24 protein-coding genes are annotated in these 24,429 nt (G+C 37.5%); 15 read left to right on the plus strand and 9 right to left on the minus strand.

Translation table 11 applies throughout. The features are described from left to right. The first annotated feature begins 360 nt into the window (after positions 1 to 360). On the plus strand, positions 361 to 1,035 hold the full coding sequence (locus tag AEA09_RS07525) for a nitrite/sulfite reductase domain-containing protein (protein ID WP_053583249.1): 675 nt from the start codon (positions 361 to 363) through the stop codon (positions 1,033 to 1,035). A 60-nt stretch (positions 1,036 to 1,095) separates the two neighbouring features. Here the strand turns inward: AEA09_RS07525 and AEA09_RS07530 are convergent, their stop codons facing one another. From AEA09_RS07530 to AEA09_RS07540, 3 genes are all read right to left on the minus strand, one after another. Further along, positions 1,096 to 3,042, minus strand: coding sequence for an elongation factor G (locus tag AEA09_RS07530; protein ID WP_053583250.1), 1,947 nt, complete (start codon positions 3,040 to 3,042; stop codon positions 1,096 to 1,098). A 293-nt stretch (positions 3,043 to 3,335) separates the two neighbouring features. Beyond that, positions 3,336 to 4,532, minus strand: coding sequence for a class I SAM-dependent rRNA methyltransferase (locus AEA09_RS07535; protein WP_053583251.1), 1,197 nt, complete (start codon positions 4,530 to 4,532; stop codon positions 3,336 to 3,338). Positions 4,533 to 4,658: 126 nt separating this feature from the next. After that, complete coding sequence (locus AEA09_RS07540) at positions 4,659 to 5,588, minus strand: alpha/beta hydrolase (protein ID WP_053583252.1); 930 nt, start codon at positions 5,586 to 5,588, stop codon at positions 4,659 to 4,661. Positions 5,589 to 5,761: 173 nt separating this feature from the next. On the opposite strand from AEA09_RS07540, the gene AEA09_RS07545 reads away from it, so the two are divergent. Further along, on the plus strand, positions 5,762 to 6,238 hold the full coding sequence (locus AEA09_RS07545; protein ID WP_053583253.1) for a dihydrofolate reductase: 477 nt from the start codon (positions 5,762 to 5,764) through the stop codon (positions 6,236 to 6,238). Positions 6,239 to 6,273: 35 nt separating this feature from the next. On the opposite strand, the gene trhA is transcribed toward AEA09_RS07545, so the two are convergent. Continuing rightward, positions 6,274 to 6,909 (minus strand): PAQR family membrane homeostasis protein TrhA, encoded by a 636-nt coding sequence (gene trhA, locus AEA09_RS07550; protein ID WP_053583254.1) that lies wholly within the window; start codon positions 6,907 to 6,909, stop codon positions 6,274 to 6,276. 276 nt (positions 6,910 to 7,185) lie between these two features. Between trhA and AEA09_RS07555 the strand changes: the two genes are divergently transcribed. The 5 genes from AEA09_RS07555 (at position 7,186) to msrB (ending at position 10,676) form a co-directional block, all read left to right on the plus strand. Continuing rightward, on the plus strand, positions 7,186 to 8,028 hold the full coding sequence (locus AEA09_RS07555; RefSeq protein ID WP_053583255.1) for a DegV family protein: 843 nt from the start codon (positions 7,186 to 7,188) through the stop codon (positions 8,026 to 8,028). 166 nt (positions 8,029 to 8,194) lie between these two features. Then, the gene (locus AEA09_RS07560; RefSeq protein ID WP_245622810.1) at positions 8,195 to 9,124 is read left to right on the plus strand and encodes a GDSL-type esterase/lipase family protein; all 930 of its coding nucleotides are present in this window, start codon (positions 8,195 to 8,197) and stop codon (positions 9,122 to 9,124) included. Between the two features lie 4 nt (positions 9,125 to 9,128). Then, positions 9,129 to 9,707, plus strand: a complete 579-nt coding sequence (locus AEA09_RS07565) for a YpmS family protein (protein ID WP_053583256.1) — start codon at positions 9,129 to 9,131, stop codon at positions 9,705 to 9,707. Positions 9,708 to 9,720: 13 nt separating this feature from the next. Beyond that, positions 9,721 to 10,251 (plus strand): peptide-methionine (S)-S-oxide reductase MsrA, encoded by a 531-nt coding sequence (gene msrA / locus AEA09_RS07570; protein WP_053583257.1) that lies wholly within the window; start codon positions 9,721 to 9,723, stop codon positions 10,249 to 10,251. Next, positions 10,248 to 10,676, plus strand: coding sequence for a peptide-methionine (R)-S-oxide reductase MsrB (gene msrB, locus AEA09_RS07575; protein WP_053583258.1), 429 nt, complete (start codon positions 10,248 to 10,250; stop codon positions 10,674 to 10,676). The genes msrA and msrB overlap by 4 nt, the downstream gene beginning before the upstream one ends. Before the next feature lie 147 nt (positions 10,677 to 10,823). Here the strand turns inward: msrB and AEA09_RS07580 are convergent, their stop codons facing one another. Further along, the gene (locus AEA09_RS07580) at positions 10,824 to 12,665 is read right to left on the minus strand and encodes a methyl-accepting chemotaxis protein (protein WP_245622811.1); all 1,842 of its coding nucleotides are present in this window, start codon (positions 12,663 to 12,665) and stop codon (positions 10,824 to 10,826) included. A 259-nt stretch (positions 12,666 to 12,924) separates the two neighbouring features. Between AEA09_RS07580 and AEA09_RS07585 the strand changes: the two genes are divergently transcribed. Next, a complete protein-coding gene (locus AEA09_RS07585) occupies positions 12,925 to 13,152 on the plus strand; it encodes a YozE family protein (protein ID WP_053583259.1) in 228 nt (75 codons plus the stop codon). 104 nt (positions 13,153 to 13,256) lie between these two features. After that, entirely contained in the window at positions 13,257 to 13,964 is a 708-nt protein-coding gene (deoD, locus tag AEA09_RS07590) for a purine-nucleoside phosphorylase (protein WP_053583260.1), read from the plus strand. A 679-nt stretch (positions 13,965 to 14,643) separates the two neighbouring features. On the opposite strand, the gene AEA09_RS07595 is transcribed toward deoD, so the two are convergent. After that, positions 14,644 to 15,255, minus strand: coding sequence for a kinase (locus tag AEA09_RS07595; protein WP_053583261.1), 612 nt, complete (start codon positions 15,253 to 15,255; stop codon positions 14,644 to 14,646). A 795-nt stretch (positions 15,256 to 16,050) separates the two neighbouring features. Here AEA09_RS07595 and AEA09_RS19555 point away from each other — a divergent pair. Beyond that, positions 16,051 to 16,191 carry a hypothetical protein gene (locus AEA09_RS19555; RefSeq protein ID WP_245622812.1) on the plus strand — a complete coding sequence of 47 codons (141 nt, stop codon included), beginning with the start codon at positions 16,051 to 16,053 and terminating at the stop codon, positions 16,189 to 16,191. 103 nt (positions 16,192 to 16,294) lie between these two features. Here the strand turns inward: AEA09_RS19555 and AEA09_RS07605 are convergent, their stop codons facing one another. Together AEA09_RS07605 and AEA09_RS07610 are read right to left on the minus strand one after the other, a co-directional pair. Next, the gene (locus tag AEA09_RS07605; protein WP_053583263.1) at positions 16,295 to 16,591 is read right to left on the minus strand and encodes a hypothetical protein; all 297 of its coding nucleotides are present in this window, start codon (positions 16,589 to 16,591) and stop codon (positions 16,295 to 16,297) included. Positions 16,592 to 16,736: 145 nt separating this feature from the next. Beyond that, entirely contained in the window at positions 16,737 to 17,384 is a 648-nt protein-coding gene (locus AEA09_RS07610) for a pentapeptide repeat-containing protein (RefSeq protein ID WP_053583264.1), read from the minus strand. 532 nt (positions 17,385 to 17,916) lie between these two features. Here AEA09_RS07610 and AEA09_RS07615 point away from each other — a divergent pair. The 5 genes from AEA09_RS07615 (at position 17,917) to AEA09_RS07635 (ending at position 22,915) form a co-directional block, all read left to right on the plus strand. Continuing rightward, positions 17,917 to 18,657, plus strand: coding sequence for an N-acetylmuramoyl-L-alanine amidase (locus AEA09_RS07615; protein WP_053583265.1), 741 nt, complete (start codon positions 17,917 to 17,919; stop codon positions 18,655 to 18,657). A gap of 303 nt (positions 18,658 to 18,960) precedes the next feature. Then, entirely contained in the window at positions 18,961 to 20,484 is a 1,524-nt protein-coding gene (locus tag AEA09_RS07620) for a lmo1851 family serine protease (protein WP_053583266.1), read from the plus strand. Positions 20,485 to 20,556: 72 nt separating this feature from the next. Further along, positions 20,557 to 21,459, plus strand: coding sequence for a CobW family GTP-binding protein (locus AEA09_RS07625; protein ID WP_053583267.1), 903 nt, complete (start codon positions 20,557 to 20,559; stop codon positions 21,457 to 21,459). A 65-nt stretch (positions 21,460 to 21,524) separates the two neighbouring features. Next, positions 21,525 to 22,079: a hypothetical protein gene (locus tag AEA09_RS07630; protein ID WP_156312088.1), complete on the plus strand. Its 555-nt coding sequence runs from the start codon at positions 21,525 to 21,527 to the stop codon at positions 22,077 to 22,079. 203 nt (positions 22,080 to 22,282) lie between these two features. After that, positions 22,283 to 22,915: a CAP domain-containing protein gene (locus AEA09_RS07635; protein WP_053583269.1), complete on the plus strand. Its 633-nt coding sequence runs from the start codon at positions 22,283 to 22,285 to the stop codon at positions 22,913 to 22,915. Positions 22,916 to 23,005: 90 nt separating this feature from the next. On the opposite strand, the gene AEA09_RS07640 is transcribed toward AEA09_RS07635, so the two are convergent. Beyond that, positions 23,006 to 24,355 (minus strand): MATE family efflux transporter, encoded by a 1,350-nt coding sequence (locus tag AEA09_RS07640; protein ID WP_053584650.1) that lies wholly within the window; start codon positions 24,353 to 24,355, stop codon positions 23,006 to 23,008. Between the last annotated feature and the right edge of the window lie 74 nt (positions 24,356 to 24,429).

The following is a 24,429-nucleotide window of genomic DNA, read 5'->3' on the forward strand; positions in this document are numbered from 1 at the left end:
ACAGGTTTTCAGCTTGTTTGACCATGAAAATCATCAGTCCATTGTCCTAGTCGTTTTTTTATTTACGATAGGGAACGGTAAAAAGTGCTGCGATTGAAGGCGGTTCTTAGTCATTTTTCGTTCGTTTTCGTATCAAAAATGTCGATTTTTTCATGATGATGATTATGAAAAAAATATTTCAAAAGCTCTCATTTGAATTAAAAAGATGATTCATCATATGTGATTCTTGCGGAGGCCAAATGTATCTTGAATATTATAATGAGCTACATGGCATCGCATACAGATGATCGGATCTCCAACAAAGTAAATAGGACCGGCCATGTTATTGCCCGGTTTCTCTAAATCACAGGAGGGGAAACGTTGACAACAAATGCATTTAATCATAATATTCCAGAAAAAACATTTGCTAAGTTAAACAGTGAAGGCGAATATACACGTATTGCTGTAAGTCCCGGCATTATCAACAAGCATTATACACCAGCACAATTTCAAAAAATCGCGGAAGTAGTCGGAGAGGGTGGGGCAATTAAATATTCTGCGTCTTACAGTATCCTACTCTCCGTTCCCACGGTAGATTTGATAAGGGTGAAGCAAGAGCTGGAACAGGCTGGTATATATATTGCGCAACAAGGAATGATTGTTGCGATGAAGGCTTGTGATTTTTGTGATGGCGATAAGATGGAAGCGGCAGCGATTACGGAGGAACTGTTTCGTCAATTTGAAGGGATGAGAGTTCCAAGTAGGCTTCGCATGAATATGAACGGTTGTGCTTCAGCTTGCTATAATGCCATGTATGATGATATTGGGCTTGTTTATCAGAAAGAAAGCTTTGATGTGTATTTAGGGGCTGTTCCTATGGGGAAAAATGCGCAAGCTGGAGAATTATTTGCCAAAAGAGTACCTGTGCAGCATATTGAAAATCTTTTACAGGAAATTATCATGTTCTATAAAGAATATGCCCGTCATGAAGAACCATTTCACAAATTTTACAAAAGAACAAAAACGGCAAACTATTGGCAAAAGCTAATAAATTAAAGGGATGCCCCGAAAAGAGACACCCCCATTTTTTTCAATAATTCAGTTTATAATTAGGGTTTATTCTAAGCAGTGCATTGCTTCTTTTGCATCTTGCCAAGCAACAGAGTAACCTTTTCCTTTTGCGCAAAAAATGCTGGAGGATTTGTATTCGGGATCGGCATTTTTATCGTAGCCAATTTGTACGATGACTTCCTCTGTATTATGGCAAACGTCATAACCATCAAACTGTAATGTTAATGCCCCTTTGCCATTTGTGTATGCAGCAAATGTAGTACTATAACTCATAAATGTTGCTACAGGTGCTCTGCCAGTTAGTATGACATGATCCTCAGTTATCGATGGAGTGTCAAATGTGCCAGCTGCTTGTTGAATATCTGTCATCATGCGACCGACAAAATCGCTCGAAGCTTTCATTTTAAAACGATAGTAAGGTTCTAATAGAACGTTTTCGGCTTGTTCAAGTCCTTGACGAAGTGCGCGGAACGTTGCTTCACGAAAATCGCCGCCCTCGGTATGTTTATTATGTGCACGCCCGGTCAGAAGCGTGAAGCGGACATCTGTTAGTGCATAGCCGGTTAATAACCCGTGATGTTCACGCTCGAATAAGTGTTTTTCAATGAGTCGTTGATGGCCAACGGATAAATGATCGGCATGGCATGCATTGAAAAATGAAATACCTGTGCCACGAGGTGCTGGCTCCATTTTGAGATGAACCTCCGCGTAATGCTTTAATGGTTCAAAATGACCGTAGCCAATGACGGTTGAAGAAATTGTTTCCATATACAATATTTTTGGCTCTTCAAATGCAACAGGTATTTGGAAGCGGTTTTCTAGAACGTCTACTAATACCTCTAACTGGATTACACCCATGACGTGCACGTGAATATCTTTAAACTTTTCATTCCAAACCACGCGTAATGAAGGTTCTTCTGCCTCTAATAAACGAAATGTTCGCAGTACATCTTTTATGTGTATCACACCGTTGTATGTAACTTTTGCCTGTAGCGTCGGTACGAGTTCAAACGGCTGAGCTTGAATTGATGTGTCACCAACTACGTCACCAATTTCTGCCTCGCAAATCCCCTTAACTGCAAATATATCTCCGGCTAAGACTTCTTTGGCTGTTTGAAAGCGACTACCATTATACAGTCGGATTTCCGTTACTTTTTCAGAAACGTCTCCAAAGTGAAATTCATCGCGTACTTGGAGCTTTCCTTGCAATGCCTTCATAAAGGTAATGCGCTGATTTTGTTCATCATGACGAATTTTAAACACTTCACCTAAAAATGGCTGATTGGCCTCATAATTTGTCATCGTCAATTGAGAGAATTGTTCGAAAAACTCCATGATCCCAATATCTTTCAACGCTGAGCCTGAGAAACATAGAAAGGCTTGCTCGTGCCTAATCATCAATCGAAGGCGCTCAAGGCAAGTTGTAACATCTAGCGTTTGCTCTAAATATTGCTCTAGTAAATGTTCATCACGTTCTGCTAGCCATTCAGCGACTTGAGTAGGGACAGTTTCGATGCTAAGTGGTTCCTCGATAAACAGCACATTTTCGGAGCATTCCTTTTGGAGCTGTTCGGTAACAGTTGCTATATTCGCACCTTCTCGGTCAATTTTGTTGATGAAGAAAAAAGTAGGTACGTGATACTGCCGAAGTAACTGCCAAACGGTTTCTGTATGCCCTTGCAAACCTTCAACTGCGCTGACAATGATAATTGCGTAGTCCATGACGCGAATAGCACGCTCCATTTCAGGAGAGAAATCGACATGTCCGGGTGTATCGATGAGTGTATATGTATCATCTCCGATTTGCATGCGACCTTGCTCAGCAAAAATGGTAATGCCTCGAGCACGTTCTATCGCATGATTGTCTAGATACGTATCTTGATGATCGACACGGCCGCGTGCTGGAATACTATTTGTGTGGTAAAGGAGCTGCTCGGAGAAGGTTGTTTTACCTGCATCGACATGGGCCAACACGCCAATAGTTTTATACATAAAAATCCTCATTTCCAATAATGAATTCGCTAGAGCGAATTTACGTCCAGATTTTGAATTGTGCTTGCACAATTCACTCCTTTCAAAATCTGCTGCTGTCGCTACGCTTTCGCGCAAAAAACATCTGTGACATCCGCCGGAGGCTTTAACTTTATTCAGCTGGCATTCGAACAACTGTGAAAAATGGATTAATCTATATTTTCTCGTAATCTATCGAGGTGGGTTACTTCTGAATCTGCTGAATAAAGTTAAAAAAGCATGTGAAAGTGAGTCAATTTCACATGCTCGCAAATTTAGTTTAATTTTTGGATAAAAACTACTTTTAAGTAGTTGAATTCAGGGAATTCACGCGATACGCGGAAATCTTTTGGTAAGCCAAATTCCTCAACAATTTTATAGCGTGTATTTGTTTCCTTAAAGGCTTGGTCAATAAAACCTTTGAATTTCTTCATACCAAAGCTTGCGTTGTTTGTAGAAGCGACAATGACACCGTTTTTCTCAGTAATAGCAATCGTATCCATTAAAAGCTTCGGATAATCCTTCGCAGTCGAGAACGTCATTTGCTTTGTACGAGCAAAGCTAGGTGGATCTAATACAACCAGGTCAAATTTCAAATTGTGACGCTGTGCATACTTGAAATATTGGAAAACATCCATTACTTTAATGTCCTGCGCCTCATAATCTATCGCGTTGACGCTAAACTGCTCAATCGTTTTAGATAAACTGCGCTTTGCGACATCTACACTTGTTGTTTTCGTAGCACCACCAAGTGCTGCCGCTACAGAAAATGCGCCTGTATACGAGAAGGTATTAAGCATATTCGCACCTTTTGCATAGCGTTCGCGAATTGCAAGGCGAACTTCACGTTGATCGAGGAAAATGCCAGTCATCGCACCGTCATTTAAATTGACTGCATAATTCATGCCGTTTTCCTTCACAATAAGTGGGAATTCAGCTGGTGTCCCCATGACAAAATCGTCTTGCTCGATATACTGGCCTTTACTATCAAAGCGTTTCTTTTCGTAAATAGCTTTATAATTCACCGTTTCAGAAAGTGCTGCATAGACAGCTTCCTTAAAGGAATAAATGCCTTCACTATACCAGCTCACCATATAGTAGCCGTCAAAAAAGTCTATTGTTAAACCGCCAATGCCGTCGCCTTCACCGTTAAAGGCACGAAACGCCGTTGTGTTAGGATTATTAAAGAAGGCTTCACGATTTTGAATAGCTTTTTTGAATTTTTTTGCAAAAAACACCGTGTCGATTTCTTCTTCGGGATCTGTTGATAACACCCAGCCAATCCCTTTATTTTGTAAGCCGTAGTATCCAGTGCCGATAAATTTCTTGTGAATATCTAGTAAACGAAGTAAGGCACCTTCTTCGGCAGGAAGCTTACGTGCATCAACAGCATCCTTTGAGATAAGTGGGTAGCCTTTTTTTAGTGGGCCGGCAAATTGATTGTTAATTTGTAGTGCAATTGTTTGTGTCATGTTGTCATCCTTTAAAAAGCATTTTGTTCTATTATCGCATTGTTTGATAGAGATAGACAAATTATTTTATCTTTTTTCAGCGAGTGGGGTAACAATTGCTGAAAAAAGATAAGCCTTCAGACGCAGTTACGATGAGGGACAATTGATGAATGCTGCAATTTTTTCGACGGTCTCGATCGTTGCTTTCTCAAAATACTCCATTTTACTGAAATAACTATGAATTAAACCAGGCATAACGATATGCTTAACTTCTACACCAGCTGTAGCTAGTTTTTCTGCATAACTCACGCCTTCGTCGAAAAGTACATCTGCCTCTCCAGCGAGTAAAATAGTTTTCGGTAAATCAGTAAAATCCTTTGCTTGAAGAGGAGACACAAGGGGATTTGCTAAGTTTTCGCTAATGGAATAATGTCCAGAAAACCATTCCATACCCTGTATATCTAATCCGAAATGTGCACCGAATTTTTTATAAGAGTCCATTGTAAAATTTGTGTTAGTTACCGGATAAATAAGAGCTTGTGCAGTAATTGCTGGTCCGTTTTCTTGTTTTGCAATATGTGTCATAACGGTTGCTAAATTACCGCCAGCACTATCACCAGCGACAATTAATCGTGACGGGTCGCCATTAAGTTCAGCGGCATGTTCATGTACCCAAAGAAGTGCATCATAAGCGTCAAAAACAGGTGTTGGGAACGGAAATTCAGGTGCTAAGCGGTAATCAATCGATACAACAATTGCCTGTGCTTTGTCAGCAAGTAGTTGACAGCCGGCATCTGCTGACTCTAAATCTCCAAACACCCAGCCGCCACCGTGGTAATACACAATGATAGGCAACATTTTTTCATTTACAGGTGTGTAAATTCGAACATTAATTTTTGAGTCATCTCGTACAGTAATTTTTTTATCTTCGATGGAAGCAAGAGTAGGTGCAAGTGCGGATTGCCATTTTGGAACAGTACGTGAAGCTCTAGCCTCCTGTGGTGTCATCTCGTAATAATGTAGCCCTGTATCGGTATCTTCTATATAGCGAATGGCTTCATTTGTTAGTTGTGTCATCATCATCATTCCTTTTTTGTAACGTTTGTTATTCCTATTATAAACTATCCCTATAATTTTACTAGGTTTTATTACTGAAAAAGAAAATTATTTTATAAATGGATGCAAATATACCAGTTAGTAAGCAAAATTAAGTTTATAATATAGTTATATTTCCAACTTGGAGGGACAAAATGATTTCTTTAATTGTGGCACATGATGAACAGCGTGTAATTGGCTATGAAAACGGTATGCCTTGGCATTTACCAGGAGATTTAAAATATTTCAAGGAACAAACAATGGGCAAACCTATTATTATGGGGCGTAAAACGTTTGAATCCATCGGCAGACCGCTTCCGGGACGCCGTAATATTATTATTACACGGAATGAAAGTTACCAGGCAGACGGGATTGAAACGGTCGCGAGTTTGGATGAGGCCCTTGTACTTGCCGGGGATGTACCGGAAATTATGATTATTGGCGGGGAGCAAATATTCCGACTTGCTTTACCAATTGCAGATCGACTTTATGTAACAGCGATTCATCATTCGTTTACTGGAGATACCTTTTTCCCTGAATATGAATCGGAATTTGTCCAAGTTTCGGCACAAGAGCCAGTTACAGTACCGGAAGGCTATACATTCCAATACTTAATTTTTGAACGGAAATAAGAAATGCACGGTGCGAACAGACACCGTGCATTTTTTTATAGATAGAGATATACACACGCATACATCGAGCCGCAGCCCGCTAATACAAAGAGATGCCAAATCATGTGATTATAGGGCAATGAGCGCCATGCGTAAAATATCGCACCGATTGTATAGAAAAGACCTCCAGCAAACAGCAGTGCAAAGCCATTAAAGCCAAGATAAGCATAAAGTGGCTTCACTGCAAAAATAATGAGCCAGCCCATTCCTATATAAAAAATAAGGGATAGAATTTCGAAACGATCGATAAAGAAACATTTAAAGGCAACGCCAAGAATAGCGAGTGTCCAGATAATACTGAGTAACACGATGCCAAGTGTACCACCTATGGCAATAAGTAAAAAGGGTGTGTACGTACCTGCAATTAAAATATATATAGAAGAATGATCGAGAATTGCAAAGAAGCGTTTGTATTTTTCCGGCATGCTATGTAGCAGGGTGGACATTAAAAACAGGATAATAACCGAAGCACCGAAAATGCTAAATGTAGTGATTTGGAGCGCACTGCCATTTTGAATCCCTGTTAAAATAAGTGCAATAAGTGCAGGGATACTTACAATAAAGCCTATTCCATGCGTAATCGCATTCCACAGTTCTTCTTTCCACGTTTTATAATCAAATGATTCAATCATAATTTCCACTCCTTTCGTTCATACTATTACTATACTCCAATAACAAACAAACTACTATTTACATTTGTCATGTGTTTCATGTCAAAAGTGTCATACAGGATTCCCAACTTATATAAAGGTGTTTGGTAGACAAGACAAACAGAAAAAGCTATAGTATCAAAGGAAAAGGCTACGATAGTAACTAAAAGTGTGCATGCCAAATGGCAAAAGTCATGATTGCATATGGAAACTATTGCCGATATAATAATATTTAACGAAGTAAAAGGATGTGTCTAAATGAGACGAATTCATATTGTAACGGACTCAACTAGTGATTTAACGAAAGAAGAAGTAGAAAAAAATGGTATACATATTGTGCCGTTAACGATTCAAATTGATGGAAAGACTTATACGGATGGGGTTGATGTAGAGCCTCAATCTTTTTTAGGTTTAATGAAGGATGCCAAAGAATTGCCAAAAAGTTCGCAACCTGCACCAGGTAAATTTAAAGAATTGTACGATGAACTTGGAAAAGATGGCGATCAAATTCTTTCAATCCATATGACAGGTGGTATGAGTGGGACTGTGGAATCTGCTCGTCAAGCTGCACAAATGACAGATTCAGATGTGACAGTTGTTGATTCCAGTTTTATTGCGTTTGCTCTTGCGTTTCAATTACGCGAAGCCATTAAAATGCGTGATGCTGGTGCAACTATGGAAGAAATTATTGCTCGACTGGATGAAGTACGTGCAGGTACACATTTATATGTAATTGTCGATACGCTTGAAAACTTAATCAAGGGTGGACGTATTGGTAAAGGTAGAGGCTTTATCGGTTCACTTCTTAATATTAAAGTAATTGCGAACTTGGAAGGTGGGGTGTACAACCCTGTTTCAAAAGTACGCAGTCATAAGCAGGTTGTTAACTACCTATTTAAACAGTTCCAAGCAGATACTGCTGGAAAAACAGTGAAGGCAGTTGGTATTTCACATGCAGACGGTCTGAAAACGATGGGTAATCCTTTAAAAGCATTAATTGAAGAGACTGGTTTTAATAATGTCGAGATTGCTTTTACATCGCCAATTATCTCTACACATACAGGCCCAGGTGCGATTGGCTTTATTTATTTCGCAGAATAAATTTATAAAAGCTAGTACATCTGATTACGGGTGTGCTAGCTTTTTCATGAAGCATATAATATGTCTAACTTAAAAAATTATTCAACTTCTTTAAGGGAACTGGCTTTTCATACGTGCATGAACTATTTATAATAAAGATAAAAGCAAAATGATGGAAGGTGGTCAAATGAACATTTGGCGAGGTATCTTGTCATGTTTGATCGTCTTAGTACTAAGTGGTTGTGCCATTTCAATTGATGAACCAGATCCTCAAACTGAACGAATAGAGGAACAGACAGCGTCAGAACAAGAAAAGACAAAGAATGTAGAGCAGGTGCAAGAAGAGGGTAAGACCTCATCAAATGCATTGACGCAATTTTTTGAGCATTTTTTTGACCCATCAACAGAAGATTCACCAGATATGGATGTGGAACAAGCGAAGCAACTGCATTACTTGGCACTAGGAGATTCTTTAACGGAAGGTGTCGGTGATGAGTACAGTCAAGACGGTTATGTTGGGAGATTAGCAGGGACACTGCAAACTTGGTCTTCGATTTCAGAGGTCGAAATTGATAATCGTGGAAAAAGAGGGCGTCGTAGTGATCAGCTGTTAAAATTGTTAGAAAAAGGGCATTATGATGAAGAATTGCAACAAGCACAATTTATTTCGATGACGATGGGTGGCAACGATGTCATGAAGGTCGTCAAGAAAGATGTATTCAACTTAAAGCGCAATGCTTTTGATGCGGAATTACTTGCTTATGAGGAACGCTATAGTAAAATTATTGCCAGCATTCGAGAAAAAAATCCAACGGTCCCATTGCTTCTCATTGGGTTTTATAATCCATTCTCGATTGTGACACAAGAAGCAAATGAATTCGATACGATTATTACCGAATGGAATCGCATGATAGAAAATATAGCGAGTAAAGATACCAATGCTTGCTATGTGTCAGTGGAAGATTTATTCGATTCGAATGAAGAACTCGTCTATCATACGGATTTCTTTCATCCCAATGCAAAGGGCTACGATAAGATGACAGAGCGAATTGTTGCAAGTATGGAACTATGTGACATGGAACAGAAGATTAAACAGGAAATAGGCTTCGAGGAGTGACAAAATGAATAAATGGAAAATCGCTTTTTTTACGTTATCTGGTACGGTGCTTTTTGCGATCATCCTCATCGTTTATTTAGCTACGAGACCAGTAGATGATGTAAATTTAGCGAAGGGTTCAGAAAATGATGAAAGTGAAGGGAATGTTCTTGTTGTTCAAACAACTACAAAGGAATTTGAATCCATTTCGAAAAAGTATTTAAAAGATGCAGCGATGGGTTCACCACTACCGATTGATTTTACAGTTGGCGATGATATTCAACTTCAAAGTAAATTGACGGTTTTTTATACGGAAATTCCAATTACCATGAATTTTGAACCGATTGTCGATGAAAGTGGCAACATTATTTTGAAACAAACGGGGATGAACGTCGGTTTATTAAATATTCCACCGGAGACTACGATGAAAATTATGCGGGATACGGTGGAATTCCCGTCGTGGATCACGGTGAACCCGAATGAGGCTGAAATTTATGTGGACTTATCACGTGTAAATATTGCCTCGGGTTCTCGAGTTCGTGCAAAAGAGTTAGACTTACCAAATGATAAAATTTTGCTTGAAATTATTGTACCAGCTAAATAGGGAGTGAAGAATAATGGCAACAAAATACGCAACATTTGCGGGTGGCTGTTTTTGGTGTATGGTCAAGCCTTTCGATGAGACGCCTGGCATTGAAGCAGTCATTTCAGGCTATACAGGTGGTCATGTAGAAAATCCAACGTATGAACAGGTATGTTCGGAAACAACAGGTCATTTAGAAGCAGTGCAAATAGTATATGATGATGATGTTTATTCGTACGAGCAGTTACTGGCAACATTTTGGACATTGATTGACCCAACGGATGCAGGTGGGCAATTTTATGATCGTGGGGAATCGTATACAACTGCGATTTTCTATCATGATGAAGAACAGCGACAACTGGCAGAGCAATCGAAAGCGGATTTAGCTGCTTCAGGCAAGTTTGACAAGCCGATTGCAGTGAAAATTTTACCAGCGAGTACCTTCTATCCGGCAGAAACGTATCATCAACACTATTACAAGAAAAATCCGACGCATTATGAGCGGTATTCTGTTGGTTCGGGTCGTAAGGCGTTTCAAGAACAGCACTGGGGGCATAGAAAATGAATAAAGAAAAACGTTTAAAAGAATTAACCGATATGCAATATTATGTTACACAGGAAAATGGAACAGAACCCCCATTTCAAAATGAGTTCGATCAACAATTTGCTGATGGGATCTATGTAGACATAGTATCTGGGAAACCTCTTTTTAGCTCTCGAGATAAATTCGATGCAGGTTGCGGATGGCCAGCTTTCGCAAAACCGATTGCCAAAGAAGAAGTTGTGGAACATTTTGATACGTCCCACGGTATGCGCCGTGTAGAAGTGCGTAGCAAAGAGGCAGATTCTCATTTAGGACATGTCTTCCCAGACGGACCGAGAGAACTTGGTGGTTTACGCTACTGTATTAACTCGGCATCACTACGTTTTATCGCAAAAGAAGACTTAGAAAAAGAAGGCTATGGTGAATACGTAGCTTTGTTTAAATAATACTGAACGTCCAGAGCATTTTGTCCTGGGCGTTTTCTTTATTTATATGTAAAATACTCAGGTGTACCTTTGGAACGCTCGATTTCACGCCGGAAACGGCTTTAGTTCAACAAAAAAATGCCCCCACAAAGGGGACATTTAATATTACTATACTTTAAACTCACTAACGACACTGTGTAAACTATCGGCTTGGTGAGCTAGTTCGGTTGCAGCAGCATTTATTTCCTGCATTGATGCAGAGCCCTGAGTTGCAGCAGCTGCAGATGTTACTGTATTTGCCGCTGTTTGCTCCGCGAAAGCATTGACCTTTACGAAATCACTTGAAACAGCATTACTATATTCAAGTGTCATTGCAATTTGTTTTACCATTGCGGCAATAATTTTTGTCGTTTGATTTGTTTGCTCTAAGATGTTTGACAATGATTGATTTGTTTCATTTGTTACATCAACACCTCTTATAACGGACGTTACACCTGTTTGGTTTTGTTCAATAATTGATACAACTTCATCTTGAATGGATGTAACGATATTCGTAACTTCCAGAGCTGCTTTTTGTGACTGCTCAGCAAGCTTACGCACTTCATCAGCAACGACAGCGAAGCCTCGACCATGTTCACCAGCGCGAGCTGCTTCGATTGCAGCATTTAACGCCAATAAATTAGTTTGTTCGGAAATGGCAGTAATCGTACCAATAATAGATGTAATATCAGCTGATTTACGACCAAGTGCTTCGACAGTAGACGATGTAGAAGCCATCGTTGCTTCAATAGATTGCATTACTGCAGTAGATTGCTGAATCGAGCGACTACCATCATCCGCAGCTTGTTGCATTGCTAGTGAAGCTTGCTGTACATCAAAGGCATTTTTGTTTAGGGTATGCATAGAGTGCTCTAAATCAGACATTTTTTGCTGGGCACTATTCATGCTAAATATCGTATTTTCACTATCACTTGCTATATCGGCCGTTGCATCGGCAATGTTTTGAATCGTTCGAGCGTTATCATCCGCAAGTGCCATTAATTCTTGGCTACTACCGGAAACATGATTCGCAAGTTCGCTTACTCGTTTGATTAAGTTTGAAATAGAAACAATTAAAGTATTCGTTGACATAGCGATGGTCGAGAATTCATCATTGTTATGAACAGGTACACGGCGTGTTAAATCGCCACCTGCTTGTGCAATATCAAGGATTGAACGGTTAATGGCACGGGTATTATTTTTTAGTGAATTGAATAATATATAGCCAAATGCGATTGTTGTAATAAGGGCAATCATCGATAATACAAAAAATGATGTAATTGAAATATTAATTTGTGTTTGAAGTGTGCTTAATTTAGCTTTATTTGAATCTTCCATGATAGCATTAATTGCTTCGATGTTATTATCGATATGGATTTTAGAAGATTCGCCACTACCGCCAATCATTAGTTTACGCGCTTGCTCAAGGCCAAGTTCATCGCGCATTTTCATGACCCTCTGGGAGTAATCTAAGTAGTTTTTATAATACTGATCGATTGCTTGCATATGAGTTAGTTCAAGATCACGGTCTGCAAAGTTCTCTTGCAAAGAATGAATCTTCTTATTGATTGAATCAATTTTCATATTATAGGAAGTTGAATAGCTACCACTTCCAGTAATTAAATATGCCTGCTCTAAGTTGGTTAATCTCGAAATTTCGTACGCAAGCATGTTGACGGTTAGCTGTTCATGGACGTTTTTATCTGTAAATTCCTCCATCTGCTGTTGGAGATTCGTAATATTTACGTAAGATAATGTACCCATTGCAGCATTAATAAAAATAAGAAGTGTAAATATAATGAGTACTTTTCCTCGAATTAAATGATAAAAGCGTTGTTGCTTCTTTTTCATAGGAGGGGGATTGTGTCTAGTCGTTTCTTGATCATTTGGTGTCTTTTTTCTAAGTATTTTTGATCCAAAGAAAGACGAGCTTTTCTTCTTTGCGTTATGTTTGTTATTTAAGGTTTGCACTGTCATCACCTTCCTAATGTTTGATTAGTCAAGTTTAATTTTATCTCATTATGCTAAATTAATCCATTTGATTTTCATTTTTCCATTTGAAGTGGACATTTAGGGGTATAATGGTGGGCAAAAAAGTAATAATTACATAGTGAGAGGTTTTCACATCGTATGTCCTCTTAGTGAAATTCATTTTTTTGTGACGAACATCCTCTTTTCTGATAAACTTACGAAAAGTATATTGAGAAATGAAGGGTGGCACTTTTCGTTTATGAAAAAGAGCTTTTATTTATTTGTATTAACATTTCGTGGAGGAGATTGGTCAGATCCCAAAGTAAGATTTGCAGAGGAAGTGTTCTACGAGCATAATTTCCCTAAGCAATGCATGGATTTTAACGAGCTTTCATCCTATATCGAAATGTATGCTACTGAAAATTTAACGACAGAAACATTTGATAAACTATGGGATTTATATGAAGAGTATGTAAAAAGAGCTTGAAAATTAATAATGTTCTTTTTAGATGCTAGACGTCTATCGTTGCGAAAAAGTTTGAAACAAAGTATCATGTACAGTGATAAATTACAGAAAAGAGGGATTACAGTATGAGTATTCATATTAATGCAAAAAAAGGAGAAATTGCTGAAGCGATTCTACTTCCAGGAGATCCATTACGTGCGAAATACATTGCTGAAACGTTTTTAGAAGATGTTACTTGCTACAACGAAGTACGTAATATGTTCGGCTATACAGGTACGTATAAAGGGAAACGAGTTTCTGTACAAGGTACTGGTATGGGTGTTCCATCGATTTCGATTTATGCAACTGAGCTTATGCAAGAATATGGCGTACAGAAGTTAATCCGCGTAGGTACTTGCGGTGCAATTCAAAAAGACGTAAAAGTACGTGACGTTATTTTAGCGCAATCAGCATCATCTGATACTCGTATGAACCAAGTCATCTGGGGTGGTGGTATAGACTTCGCACCAACAGCAGATTTTGATTTACTTCTAAAAGCGTATAATGCTGGTAAAGAAGCAAATCTTAACTTGAAAGTTGGGAATATCTTCACTGCAGATTCGTTCTACTCTGACGAAAATCAAAATGAAAAATTAGCAAAATATGGAGTGCTAGCGATTGAAATGGAATCAGCAGCACTTTACACATTAGCAGCGAAATATGGTCGTAAAGCACTTTCTGTTTTAACTGTAAGCGATCACATCCTTACTGGTGAAGTGACTACTTCAGAAGAACGTCAAACTACGTTCAATGACATGATGGTAATTGCACTTGAAGCTGCGATCCAAGACTAGAAGTATCGAGGGTTTGTGAGTTGGAATAAATTTTAAAGTTCACAAACTGAAAAGTTAGGTTAGAGAAGTACCCAATGAGTGACCGTACAAAACGGAGCTTGTTGGGTATTTTTTTATAATAAGTTTTGGGCGTTTCACGAATCGTAGCATGTACTAATTGCTCCTGAATGACTTTGATGTTTATGCCATTAGTACTCATACGGTTAGTATGATTTAGAAAAAGGTTATCCTTTGAGAACATCAAGTAAATTGAAATTACATACTTATCTAAACTGAAAAGTATTAAATTGATAATCCAATATACATAAATGGAGAAAATTTAGCACTTGTAGAGAATGCAGAAGTATAATACTATAGACTGCTTTCGATAGAACTAGAAAATCTAAAAGAAGCACCTGGCAAAACGAGTTCACCTAACAGGGAAGAGGAATTAATTAATGACCCTTTAGTCCGTCTAAGGATCCGAATGATTATAGTTCAAACGATGAATATGTCCCTGAAAATGCTCCTAGCGATAATCCTGCTGATTATAATGTCGATGGAAAATACAAGCCAAGGGAGGGTATGACAGGGATAGAAAAGCAGAAGACTCGAAAAAATTTGCTATTGTCAATAAAATAAAAATATGAATGAACATGAGTAAGATGTGATCTAGGGTATTGGATTGTATAAATTAACATTATACTCGTAGAATACTATGAGCGAATTTTAAAGGCATTTCCTTTTCTAAATAAAATTCCTCTGCTAACCAATATCTATTTTGGTATTTTCTTAATCGTTCTTCTAAGTCGCCTATATATGTGTCACGATGAAGTACACGCTCATATCTTACTTCTCTAGGGCATTCTATAAATATTATGTAATCGTAAAATGCTTTCCATTCTTCTCTCAAAAGAAAAATACCTTCAATTACAACGATGCTATTAGTTGGTATGTTAACTGTTTTGCTTGTCGAGGTATCTTCCTCTCTGTTGTAAAAGGGCAAACGTAATTGCTTTTCATTCTGATGTAGTTTTTCGTATAAACTCTCTTTTAGGTAAGTAGTATCCCATTGTAACTGATAATATTCAAACCATTCATCGTACCCTGTATTATATCTCATTTCTCTTCCAACAATATGGTCGTCAATATGAATAATCACTACATTATCTATTACATTTTTAAGGTGATTAACTAGCGTAGTTTTTCCTGCACCACCTAATCCGTCAATTGCGACGATAAGAGGTCTATCTAAGTTATGTTTTTTATATTTTTCTTTGATATCTTGTTTTAAAGTATTGTACAAAGCCATTTAAATTACCTCTCACTTAACTGATTGGAAATTATTCCTACAATGGAATGATAACAAAGCAGCATATTGGTTGTTAGGAAAATGAGAATCATGCAATCTTGTGGAAACGTTTAGAGCAACTATAGAGATTTTTAGAGTTGATTCAAATTCTAGTGATTCAATAAACACAGGTTGTCTAATGGAAGGGGTACATAGCCTCGTATGAAGCTATAGAAGTGTTCCTGCAAGTGAGTGAAAAAATAACGAAAGGACTTGCATATATGGTATTCAATCATACACACAAGTCTTGTTAATAATGAAAGTGACTTTATCAAAATTTTTGAGTTTGGCTCTTTAAAGCTACTTCATTTAAATTATTCTGTTTTTGGATTAATAAAATAACAAGAGCTTGGACAGTCATCGTAATTATGATGAATATTAAATGTGTGTTGTGATAAAACATTTTAGATATGAAATAAAATATCGGTGCTGATGATAAATAAGAAATATATTGGTTTTTAGTTGTAAAGAAAATTATCGTTGAGATACATGTAGTAACCAATATGAGTTCAAATAAAATCCCAATTGAACTACTGTCTAAGAAATTCTGTAAATCGTTCAGATAGGCCATTCAAATTTCCCCTCTCTTTCTTAATTAACTAAAAAATAAATCTTTACAAAAATTGTAACATAGTAAATCGTCATTTGGTAGTTAATTGGGAAATTAACATCAAATGAGAACGAAATAATAGGAACTGGATTAGCTCAATTTTTATTCTCCCAAGATACCAAGGCAAGGGGATTACACAAAAAGCCATGAAATTAGCAGAAGACTTATTCTCTGAGGTCAAAACATGGGAGCTCCAAACGATATTACAGGAAAAGGAACGTGCTATTTATACGAAAAAATGGGTTATAGAAGGACTGATTTCGAACGTCAAATTAACAGTAGGATGACTCTAATTGGCTATAAAAAACAAGGGGCTCTTGCAATACTACATGAAAAATAGAGTTGGTTTTTAGAGCCAACTCTATTTTTAGCATTCATTTAATTTCTATTTTAAAATTCAATCATCAGTACTTTTCCTTGTACGTGTACTTTAGGGATATGTTGTTGTAAGAAAGAGATGATGTAAGAATCATCGCTATATACTTGAAAATCACACTGGATATATTGTCCATTTATTTCTTTGAGATACTCAAGAAGTAATGAATAATTGCTTCCATCTAACTCAACGTTCACAAAGAAGGGCAGTGAAATTTCCTTTGGACAGTGAATGCCTCTTGTGAAATATAATTGATGTAATGGGTAATAGCGAATCGGTAACTGCCTATTACAAGCTATAATACATCTCATTAGGTCATCACCTTATTTCTGTTTTCGATAAAACGATTTTATTAATTATGTCTACGTCTATTTTAGGTTGAACTACATAAAAATCAGCTTCAATAGTAATAGAAGCGCATTGCTAGTATAACCTGCTTCAATTACTTTAACGCATCTATTCTTTCACTTGCAAACCAAGTAACTTCGAGAAGCCAATTGCTTGATCAGCAGAAACTACACAACCGTCCAAACTCTCTGGCGTCACATTAAGTACTTCATATGTACATGTACTAATATCTATACCTTTAAGAGATGTTTGATAAAAATCAGCTTTGTTAAGTTCGCAATTGTCCAATTTTATCTTTTTGAATTCACAATTGTAATAGTTAGAGCTTTGCAACGCTGTTTGATTGAAGAAAACTTGTTTTAAACGCGCTTCTACAAAATTAGTGAAATTTGCCATGCAGTTTTCAAATGTAACATTGGCAAGAGTGGCTAGTGAAAAATCTACGCCCATTAATTTGCAATTTTTAAACGTAACTCTGTGAATGATACCTTCTCTAAAACATGCATTAGATAGATCGCAGTTTTCAAAAATAATATCTACCATGTCTACTTTTTCAAAACGGCTATTAATGAGTGTTGTATTTTTAAAAAGGACTGTAGAAAGAACTGCTTTATCAATCTCCACATTTTCAACTTCAGCATTAGAAATAATACAATTCGATAGATAATATTCATCTTCTTGATATATATCTTGAAAATCTCCGCTTTGTAAATTACCAGGAACTTTTGGAAGTTCAATTTTGAAACTTTTTGTCATACTATCACCTTTTACCTTCTACATTAATTTAGAGTAATAAAAACTATTGTATGTTAGTTAAGGCTTTTTAACAATTCAAAACCTAATAGTAATGATGCTCTGAGATGGGAACGGAGTGTCAGGAACATTTAATACAGCAATTATGTTATTTGCTATTTCTACGACGATTGTCATATTAGCGTGTAAACAATCATGAACACTATATGAAATTGGGGGATTACATAAAAACTTGGATATTTTATTAGCGTGTGACGACATAAATAGATACCTTCCTATCAATAATTAACTACTTATAAAAGCACAGTAAGAGATTAGGGAGATGCATAATATAGAATCAACAACAATTTTTATAGTTGTGAAAATGATTGTTGTTAAGGTTACGGCTGAGACGAGGGTTATTTTAAAAAAGTAAATAGAAGCCGTTACATCCCGACTACAGCTTTCGTATTCGGTTTTATTTTATTATTTTACAGTATTTACAACAGCTAACTAGCCAGGGGTTTAAAATAACTTTTTGAAAGGAGGAGGGTAATTGGTAACGATCCGCCAAAAATTGGTATCAACTTTGCAAGCAGCTAAAGTTACAAGTGGTAAAAATAATGCGAAAAAATATATCGTTATACATGAAACAGATAATACAAATGCTGGTGCTGATGCTGATGCACATGCACGTTTACAATTTAATGGAAATATTAGGGCGGCTAGTTGGCACTGGCAAGTGGATGCAAATGAAGCAGTACAATCATTCGAACACTATTGGGCTTGTTGGGCAGCTGGAACTTTAGTTGGTAATGATCAGGGGATTCACGTTGAAATTTGTGTGAACAGTGATGGTAATTACAACAGTGCATTGAAAAATGCCTCTAGTCTTGTTGCTAAAATTATGAAAGATGAAAACATCCCAATTCGTAATGTTGTACAGCATAATTATTTTAGTGGGAAGAATTGTCCGCGCAATATACGTAATGGTAGAGTGTCTTGGTCGCAATTCTTGCAGATGGTTGCGAATGCGGAGCCTGTACAGCGGAGGAAGACTGGCACTGCGTCTAGAAAATATCGTATTTTAACAGGTACATTTAGCAATCGCAAAGGAGCAGAAAGTGTTGTAGAAGTTATGAAAATACGTTTTGGTTGGATAGCATACGTCGTGCAAGATGGAGACAAGTTTCGAGTGAAAACAGGTACGTTTGCAAGTGAAGCTGATGCGCAAAGTGCCGAAAATAAAATTAAAGTAGCAAAATTAGCACAAGTTACTTATATTTTAGTGGCATAATTGATTTAGACTAAGAAATTTATTGAACATTAACCAAAATTATTTGACTGATACTATTAAATGCGTACAATAGAAAGGTAACATGCGTAAACGTAAGACTTAAAAAGGTATTTATATAGTAGTAAAGACGCTGATACTGTCGGTTTAGAAATAGTGTTTCATGACTAGTTTTTCAAAGTTTGGTGAAAGGGAAAGACGGTCATGAAATTTTGACAGTCTTTTTCTTTTCGTCTACTCTATAACCTGTTAAGATGGTACTAGTGTGACAACAAGTTAGTGTATATGAGAGTGGTGACAATCAAGATGGATGAACAGAAAAAAGATGGATTAGAACAACCAGAGCAAACACCGAAAGAAGAAGTAAAACCAGCGGGTAAATTTATACAGATTAAACCGTTTAAATTTATTATGCTCATGTTCTTAACAATCTTAATTACTGCGGGCTTAACGATTTTTGCGTTAACTTTCGGTGAAAAGAAAGTAGTAGAAGTAAAAGTACCAATTGAACGAACAGAATTTGCGAAATTATATGAAGCATTTGATGCACTTAAAAACGAATACTACAAGGATATTGATGATGAACAAGTGATTGATGGTGCCATTAACGGTATGTTTGACGCATTAGAAGATCCGTACTCAGATTATATGGTGAAGGATGAAGCGGACCAATTTAGCTCTGGTCTATCGTCTAGTTTCCAAGGAATCGGTGCAGAAATTCAAGAACGCAACGGCTTTATTACAGTCGTGTCACCAATAAAAAATTCACCTGCAGAAAAAGCAGGGTTATTACCAAAAGATATTATTTTAACAGTTGATGGTAAAAGCATTCAAGGATTTAGTGCAACTGAAGCCGTTGCATTGATTCGTGGAGAAAAGGGTACTTCTGTAAAGTTAACTGTAAAACGTGGGGAAACTGCAGAGCCTATTTCCATGACGATTGTACGGGATGATATTCCTGTAGAAACGGTTTATGGTGAAATGCTAGAGGGTGACATTGCTCACATTCAAATCACTTCTTTTAATGAAAGTACAGCAAAAGAGTTAACGACTATTTTAGCTGAATACGAAGCTAAAGGAATGAAGGGAATAGTATTAGATCTCCGTCAAAATCCTGGCGGCTATTTAGATGCAGCAGTTGAAATTTCAAATTTATTTGTCCCTGAGGGTAAAGCGATTGTGCAAGTTCAAAATAAAGATGAAGACCCTGTTGTTACAAACGCAACTAGCGGTAAAAAATACGATTTACCTATGACTGTGCTGATTGATAATGGCAGTGCATCAGCATCTGAAATTTTAGCAGCTGCGCTAAGTGAATCGGTAGGTGTTAAAATCGTTGGTGAAACATCTTTCGGTAAAGGAACAGTTCAAGCTGCGACGAAACCTATGACAGATGGCTCTATCTTAAAATTCACTACAGGTAAATGGCTAACACCTAACGGCAACTGGATTAATGAAAAAGGTATTAAACCAGATGTTGAAGTAGCATACCCTTCGTATGCCTCTCTTCCATACTTAGATGCTTCTATTGAAATGAAAGAGGGCTTGGAATCGGATGCTGTTAAAGCTGCAGAGGAAATGCTTGAAGTTCTGGATTTCGAACCAGGAAAAGCGGACGGTATTTTTGATGCCTATACTACTCGTGCGGTGAAAAAGCTACAAGCAGCAAATGATTTAGAAGAAACAGGCGTGCTAACAGGCGATACTACGTATGCTTTAATGGATGCGTTACGTGCGAAACTGAAAAAAGACGATCCTCAAGTACTGAAAGCTAAAGAACTTCTAACAACTACTAACAACGAAGTGAAAACTGAGGAAACAACAAACTAACACATTAGCTGTCGCAGCAGTCGTCTCGTACGGCAAGCTTGCGACAGCTTTTTACGTAGGAGGATTTTTTATATGAAAGATGTATATTTATTTAGTGGCTTTTTAGGCAGTGGGAAAACATCGATGCTAACTGATGTAATTCGGCAACTAAAGGAAAAGGGCTTAAAGCCTGCTGTGATTATGAATGAACTGGGCAAGCTACCTTTTGACTCGCAAGCAGTGGAGGAGGATGTCCCCCTAAAAGAAATGCTAGAGGGCTGTATTTGCTGCTCAGGAGCTGAGAAAACGGAAGCGCAAATTCAGTCGCTTCTTTTAGATAATGAATTTGATGTACTGATAATTGAAACAACAGGAGCAGCACATCCTGTGGAGGCTCTAGATGCTGTGTATTCACCTCTATTTGCGGAAAAATTAAATATTAAAGGAATTGTGACTGTAGCAGATAGTAAACTATGGCTGAATCGTGATGTGTTAACACCACAGTTACGTTCCTTATTTATGGAGCAAATTCGTCATGCACATTTACTTCTTGCCAATAAAACTGATTTACTGACAGAAGAAGAGCAGGCGAAAGTAGTTTATGAGCTACAAGGCTTTAATCCACAAGCATTTATTTTGCAAACAACAAATGGTCGTGTGCCACTGCATTTGTTAGAAGGTTTAGCTGCAACAACACCAATAGATAAATCGAATGTAGTGAAGGCTTCGGTATCTTCTATGCAATTAGGATCTCGCTTAGTGGAGTTTGAGCAAGGCTCGTTTACACAAGAGCAGTTTGAAGATTGGGTACGTCAACTGCCGGATTCTGTTTATCGAATGAAGGGCTTTGTGCCAATTGAAGGTGTGAAAAATCCGATGCTCTTTCAATATGCATATGGTATGGTCCAATGGCTACCAGAGTTTGTGAAAATGCCAGCTAAATTAGTCATCATCGGAGAAAATGTTGGCAATGTCCAAGTGATTGGTGTCGACTAAAAATTGTAGCTAGAAATCGAATCATTGATTTCTAGCTTTTTAAATTGAAGGGTAGGTTTATTTTCTTGAAAAAGGTTTTATACATAGTGTTAGGCATCCTCATAATTATATGTGGATGGTTGATTCATCAATATAATTATGATTCACAAACTATCAAAGAAAGCGTATTGATTGGAGATGGTTATCGATCTACTATTGGTGAGGAATATAGGGCTGTTAAATTCTTTATAAAGCCAGATTGGTTTGAGTTGGACACAAATAAGCGTCAAAATATGCATGAGGTCGTGACACGGGTCGGAAATTCTCAAATTGTGCTTACTGAAATATGGGTACGCGAAGAAGTAAATGATGTCTATTTCACATTTACAGTAGAAAATAAGTTATCAAGAAAAAGTGGCTATTTTATAACTCAAAATTTAGCGAATTATACAGGTGAATTACCGATGCCAAACATTCAGTTACTAAGTGAAAATGAGCAAGAAATAGCCCTTGGTCAATTTGCACAAGGTCCAGAAGAATATTTTAGCTTTGGTATTAATCATGAAGATGCTGATGAAATTGAACATGGATTTACGGTGGTAGCGAGCATCTATTTTGGCGTCCAATATGACAAAGACTAGCGTTATTTATAACAAGATTCAAATAGTGTCAACCCTATTTGAAACGTAAGTATTTCATAGACTGGACAAATTTCCTAAAAACCATAGCTATAAAACGCTTGTTTCAAGGAATCTACTTCCCAAGTGGTGAATCTAGCAGTTGTTGGTAGGATTTTTTATAAAATCGTCCTTTAAGATAGGTTGCAGAGAGGAGGAATTGCAAAATGAAAAAAACACTCATTGCAATTTGTGTCACACTTTTATTAGCAGCTCCAATTCAATTGGCTTCTGCTGCAACTTCAACTACAACTGAGGGGACAACAGTCAAACAGACGACAAAATATAAAATCTATCAATATAAATGGTCTTCAAAAAAGCCAACATCACAACCGTCTACAAACAATTCGCAAAAAAATAATTCAAATACGACTGCTCCAACAACAACAACAACAACGCAGCCGTCAACTAACGCGACTGATGTCAATGCTTTTGAACAAGAGGTAGTAAAATTAACGAATGCAGAGCGTACAAAGGCTGGTTTAGCACCGTTCCAAACGGATGAAAAATTAATGGCAGCCGCGCGTGAAAAATCACAAGATATGCAATCGAAAAACTATTTCTCGCATACGAGCCCGACATTTGGTTCACCTTTCGATCGTATGAAAGCTCTTGGGATCTCGTATAAATCAGCAGGTGAAAATATTGCTAAGGGTCAACGTACACCTCAAGAGGTCGTACAAGCTTGGATGGATTCACCAGGGCACCGTGCAAATATTTTAAATGCAGACTTTACACATATCGGTGTTGGTTTTGTAGAAACGGGTTACCATTGGACACAACAATTCATTAAAAAATAACAATAGAAATCACTCTGTCGTAAGTTGCAGGGTGATTTTTTTATGTCTAGAAATAGAAAAAGGGAGAAGCTAGACTGCCTCTCCCTTTTTCTATGCTATTTTGTATTTTCTTTGTACAAGCAATAATCTGATTGATAAGGTTATCGCGCCAGCAGACAATCCAGTAACAAGACCAATCCAATAGCCAAATGGACCGAAATCTGTATAGGTTGCAAGCATATAGCCAACAGGTAATCCAATAACCCAGTAAGAGATAATTGCCATTATAAACGTGATCGTAACATCTTTATAGCCGCGGAGTGCTCCTTGAACTGGCGCTTGAATAGCATCAGACAATTGGAAGATTGCTGCAAACACTAAGAATTGAACGGCATATTCAAGGACTACAACATCAGATGAATATATATTTGCAATCGGTTCTCTTAACATGAATAAAATAAGTGCTGAAAGAAAGCTGAATATTACTGCAGTCCCAACGCACAAGTAACTGTACACTTTTGCGCCATGCATGCGTCCTGCACCAACTTCAAATCCAACTAAAATTGTCACGCCCATGGAGATGCTCAGTGGCACCATATATAACAATGAGGTGAAATTCATAGCAATCTGATGTGCTGCAATAATTTCGGTACTAAAGCTACTCATCATCATCGTAACAGCAGAGAAAATACTTGTTTCTGCAAAGAGTGATAGCCCAATCGGTACACCGATGAGTAGAATTTCTTTCCAACGTAACCACTCCAGCTTCGGCCAATCTTTGAAAATACGAAAACTATCAAAAGGTACGCGCTTTGCAACAATCCATACTGTAAAAAAGAAAATTAACCAGTATGAAATGGCAGTCGCAACACCAGCCCCGATTCCGCCAAGTTCGGGTGCACCGAATTTGCCGAAAATGAAAATATAGTTCAAAAAGATATTAATTGGCGTTGTGAGCAATGTAATAATCATCGTCACACGAGTTTTTCCAAGTGCATCGATAAAGCAACGTAATACAAAAAATAAAAAGAGTGGTACAAGACCTGCACACATTGCATAAATATAAGCTTCGGCAATCTTATGTACGGAGGCTTCGAGTTGCATATTACCGAGCATCCAGTCAATACTCAATAACAGAAGGATAAAAATGATGGCAGCTAGCAGTAACGCTACATATATCCCTTGTTGTACGGCTTTTTTCGCATCCATTTGTTTTTTTGCCCCGACAAGTTGTGCAACAATCGGTGTAATCGCTAGTAAAATACCAGAAAGTCCAGTGTAGACCGGCATCCAAATCGAGGCACCAATAGAGACGCCTGCTAAATCAGTCGTTCCATAGCGACTCGACATTAAAATATCGAAAAACGAAATTAAATAAATGGCAACTTGTGTTACTAAAATCGGCACAATCATTTTTAACATTAATACATATTTCTCTTTTAACGTGGTTGTTTCATACATGATGACTTCTTCCTTTTTTGCATAATAAATCAATAGTATACCATAATTGTTTTGTTTTACGGAAAAAATTGTCG

The sequence above is a fragment of the Lysinibacillus contaminans genome, from assembly GCF_001278945.1.
GTDB lineage: Bacteria > Bacillota > Bacilli > Bacillales_A > Planococcaceae > Lysinibacillus > Lysinibacillus contaminans.

Excerpts from the sequence above, each read along its gene's own strand:
- AEA09_RS07530 (WP_053583250.1), bottom strand. The coding sequence starts at position 3,042 with ATGTATAAAACTATTGGCGTGTTGGCCCATGTCGATGCAGGTAAAACA.
- AEA09_RS07535 (WP_053583251.1), bottom strand. The coding sequence starts at position 4,532 with ATGACACAAACAATTGCACTACAAATTAACAATCAATTTGCCGGCCCA.
- AEA09_RS07540 (WP_053583252.1), bottom strand. The coding sequence starts at position 5,588 with ATGACACAACTAACAAATGAAGCCATTCGCTATATAGAAGATACCGAT.
- AEA09_RS07545 (WP_053583253.1), top strand. The coding sequence starts at position 5,762 with ATGATTTCTTTAATTGTGGCACATGATGAACAGCGTGTAATTGGCTAT.
- trhA (WP_053583254.1), bottom strand. The coding sequence starts at position 6,909 with ATGATTGAATCATTTGATTATAAAACGTGGAAAGAAGAACTGTGGAAT.
- AEA09_RS07555 (WP_053583255.1), top strand. The coding sequence starts at position 7,186 with ATGAGACGAATTCATATTGTAACGGACTCAACTAGTGATTTAACGAAA.
- AEA09_RS07560 (WP_245622810.1), top strand. The coding sequence starts at position 8,195 with ATGAACATTTGGCGAGGTATCTTGTCATGTTTGATCGTCTTAGTACTA.
- AEA09_RS07565 (WP_053583256.1), top strand. The coding sequence starts at position 9,129 with ATGAATAAATGGAAAATCGCTTTTTTTACGTTATCTGGTACGGTGCTT.
- msrA (WP_053583257.1), top strand. The coding sequence starts at position 9,721 with ATGGCAACAAAATACGCAACATTTGCGGGTGGCTGTTTTTGGTGTATG.
- msrB (WP_053583258.1), top strand. The coding sequence starts at position 10,248 with ATGAATAAAGAAAAACGTTTAAAAGAATTAACCGATATGCAATATTAT.
- AEA09_RS07585 (WP_053583259.1), top strand. The coding sequence starts at position 12,925 with ATGAAAAAGAGCTTTTATTTATTTGTATTAACATTTCGTGGAGGAGAT.
- deoD (WP_053583260.1), top strand. The coding sequence starts at position 13,257 with ATGAGTATTCATATTAATGCAAAAAAAGGAGAAATTGCTGAAGCGATT.
- AEA09_RS07595 (WP_053583261.1), bottom strand. The coding sequence starts at position 15,255 with ATGGCTTTGTACAATACTTTAAAACAAGATATCAAAGAAAAATATAAA.
- AEA09_RS19555 (WP_245622812.1), top strand. The coding sequence starts at position 16,051 with ATGAAATTAGCAGAAGACTTATTCTCTGAGGTCAAAACATGGGAGCTC.
- AEA09_RS07605 (WP_053583263.1), bottom strand. The coding sequence starts at position 16,591 with ATGAGATGTATTATAGCTTGTAATAGGCAGTTACCGATTCGCTATTAC.
- AEA09_RS07610 (WP_053583264.1), bottom strand. The coding sequence starts at position 17,384 with ATGACAAAAAGTTTCAAAATTGAACTTCCAAAAGTTCCTGGTAATTTA.
- AEA09_RS07620 (WP_053583266.1), top strand. The coding sequence starts at position 18,961 with ATGGATGAACAGAAAAAAGATGGATTAGAACAACCAGAGCAAACACCG.
- AEA09_RS07625 (WP_053583267.1), top strand. The coding sequence starts at position 20,557 with ATGAAAGATGTATATTTATTTAGTGGCTTTTTAGGCAGTGGGAAAACA.
- AEA09_RS07635 (WP_053583269.1), top strand. The coding sequence starts at position 22,283 with ATGAAAAAAACACTCATTGCAATTTGTGTCACACTTTTATTAGCAGCT.
- AEA09_RS07640 (WP_053584650.1), bottom strand. The coding sequence starts at position 24,355 with ATGTATGAAACAACCACGTTAAAAGAGAAATATGTATTAATGTTAAAA.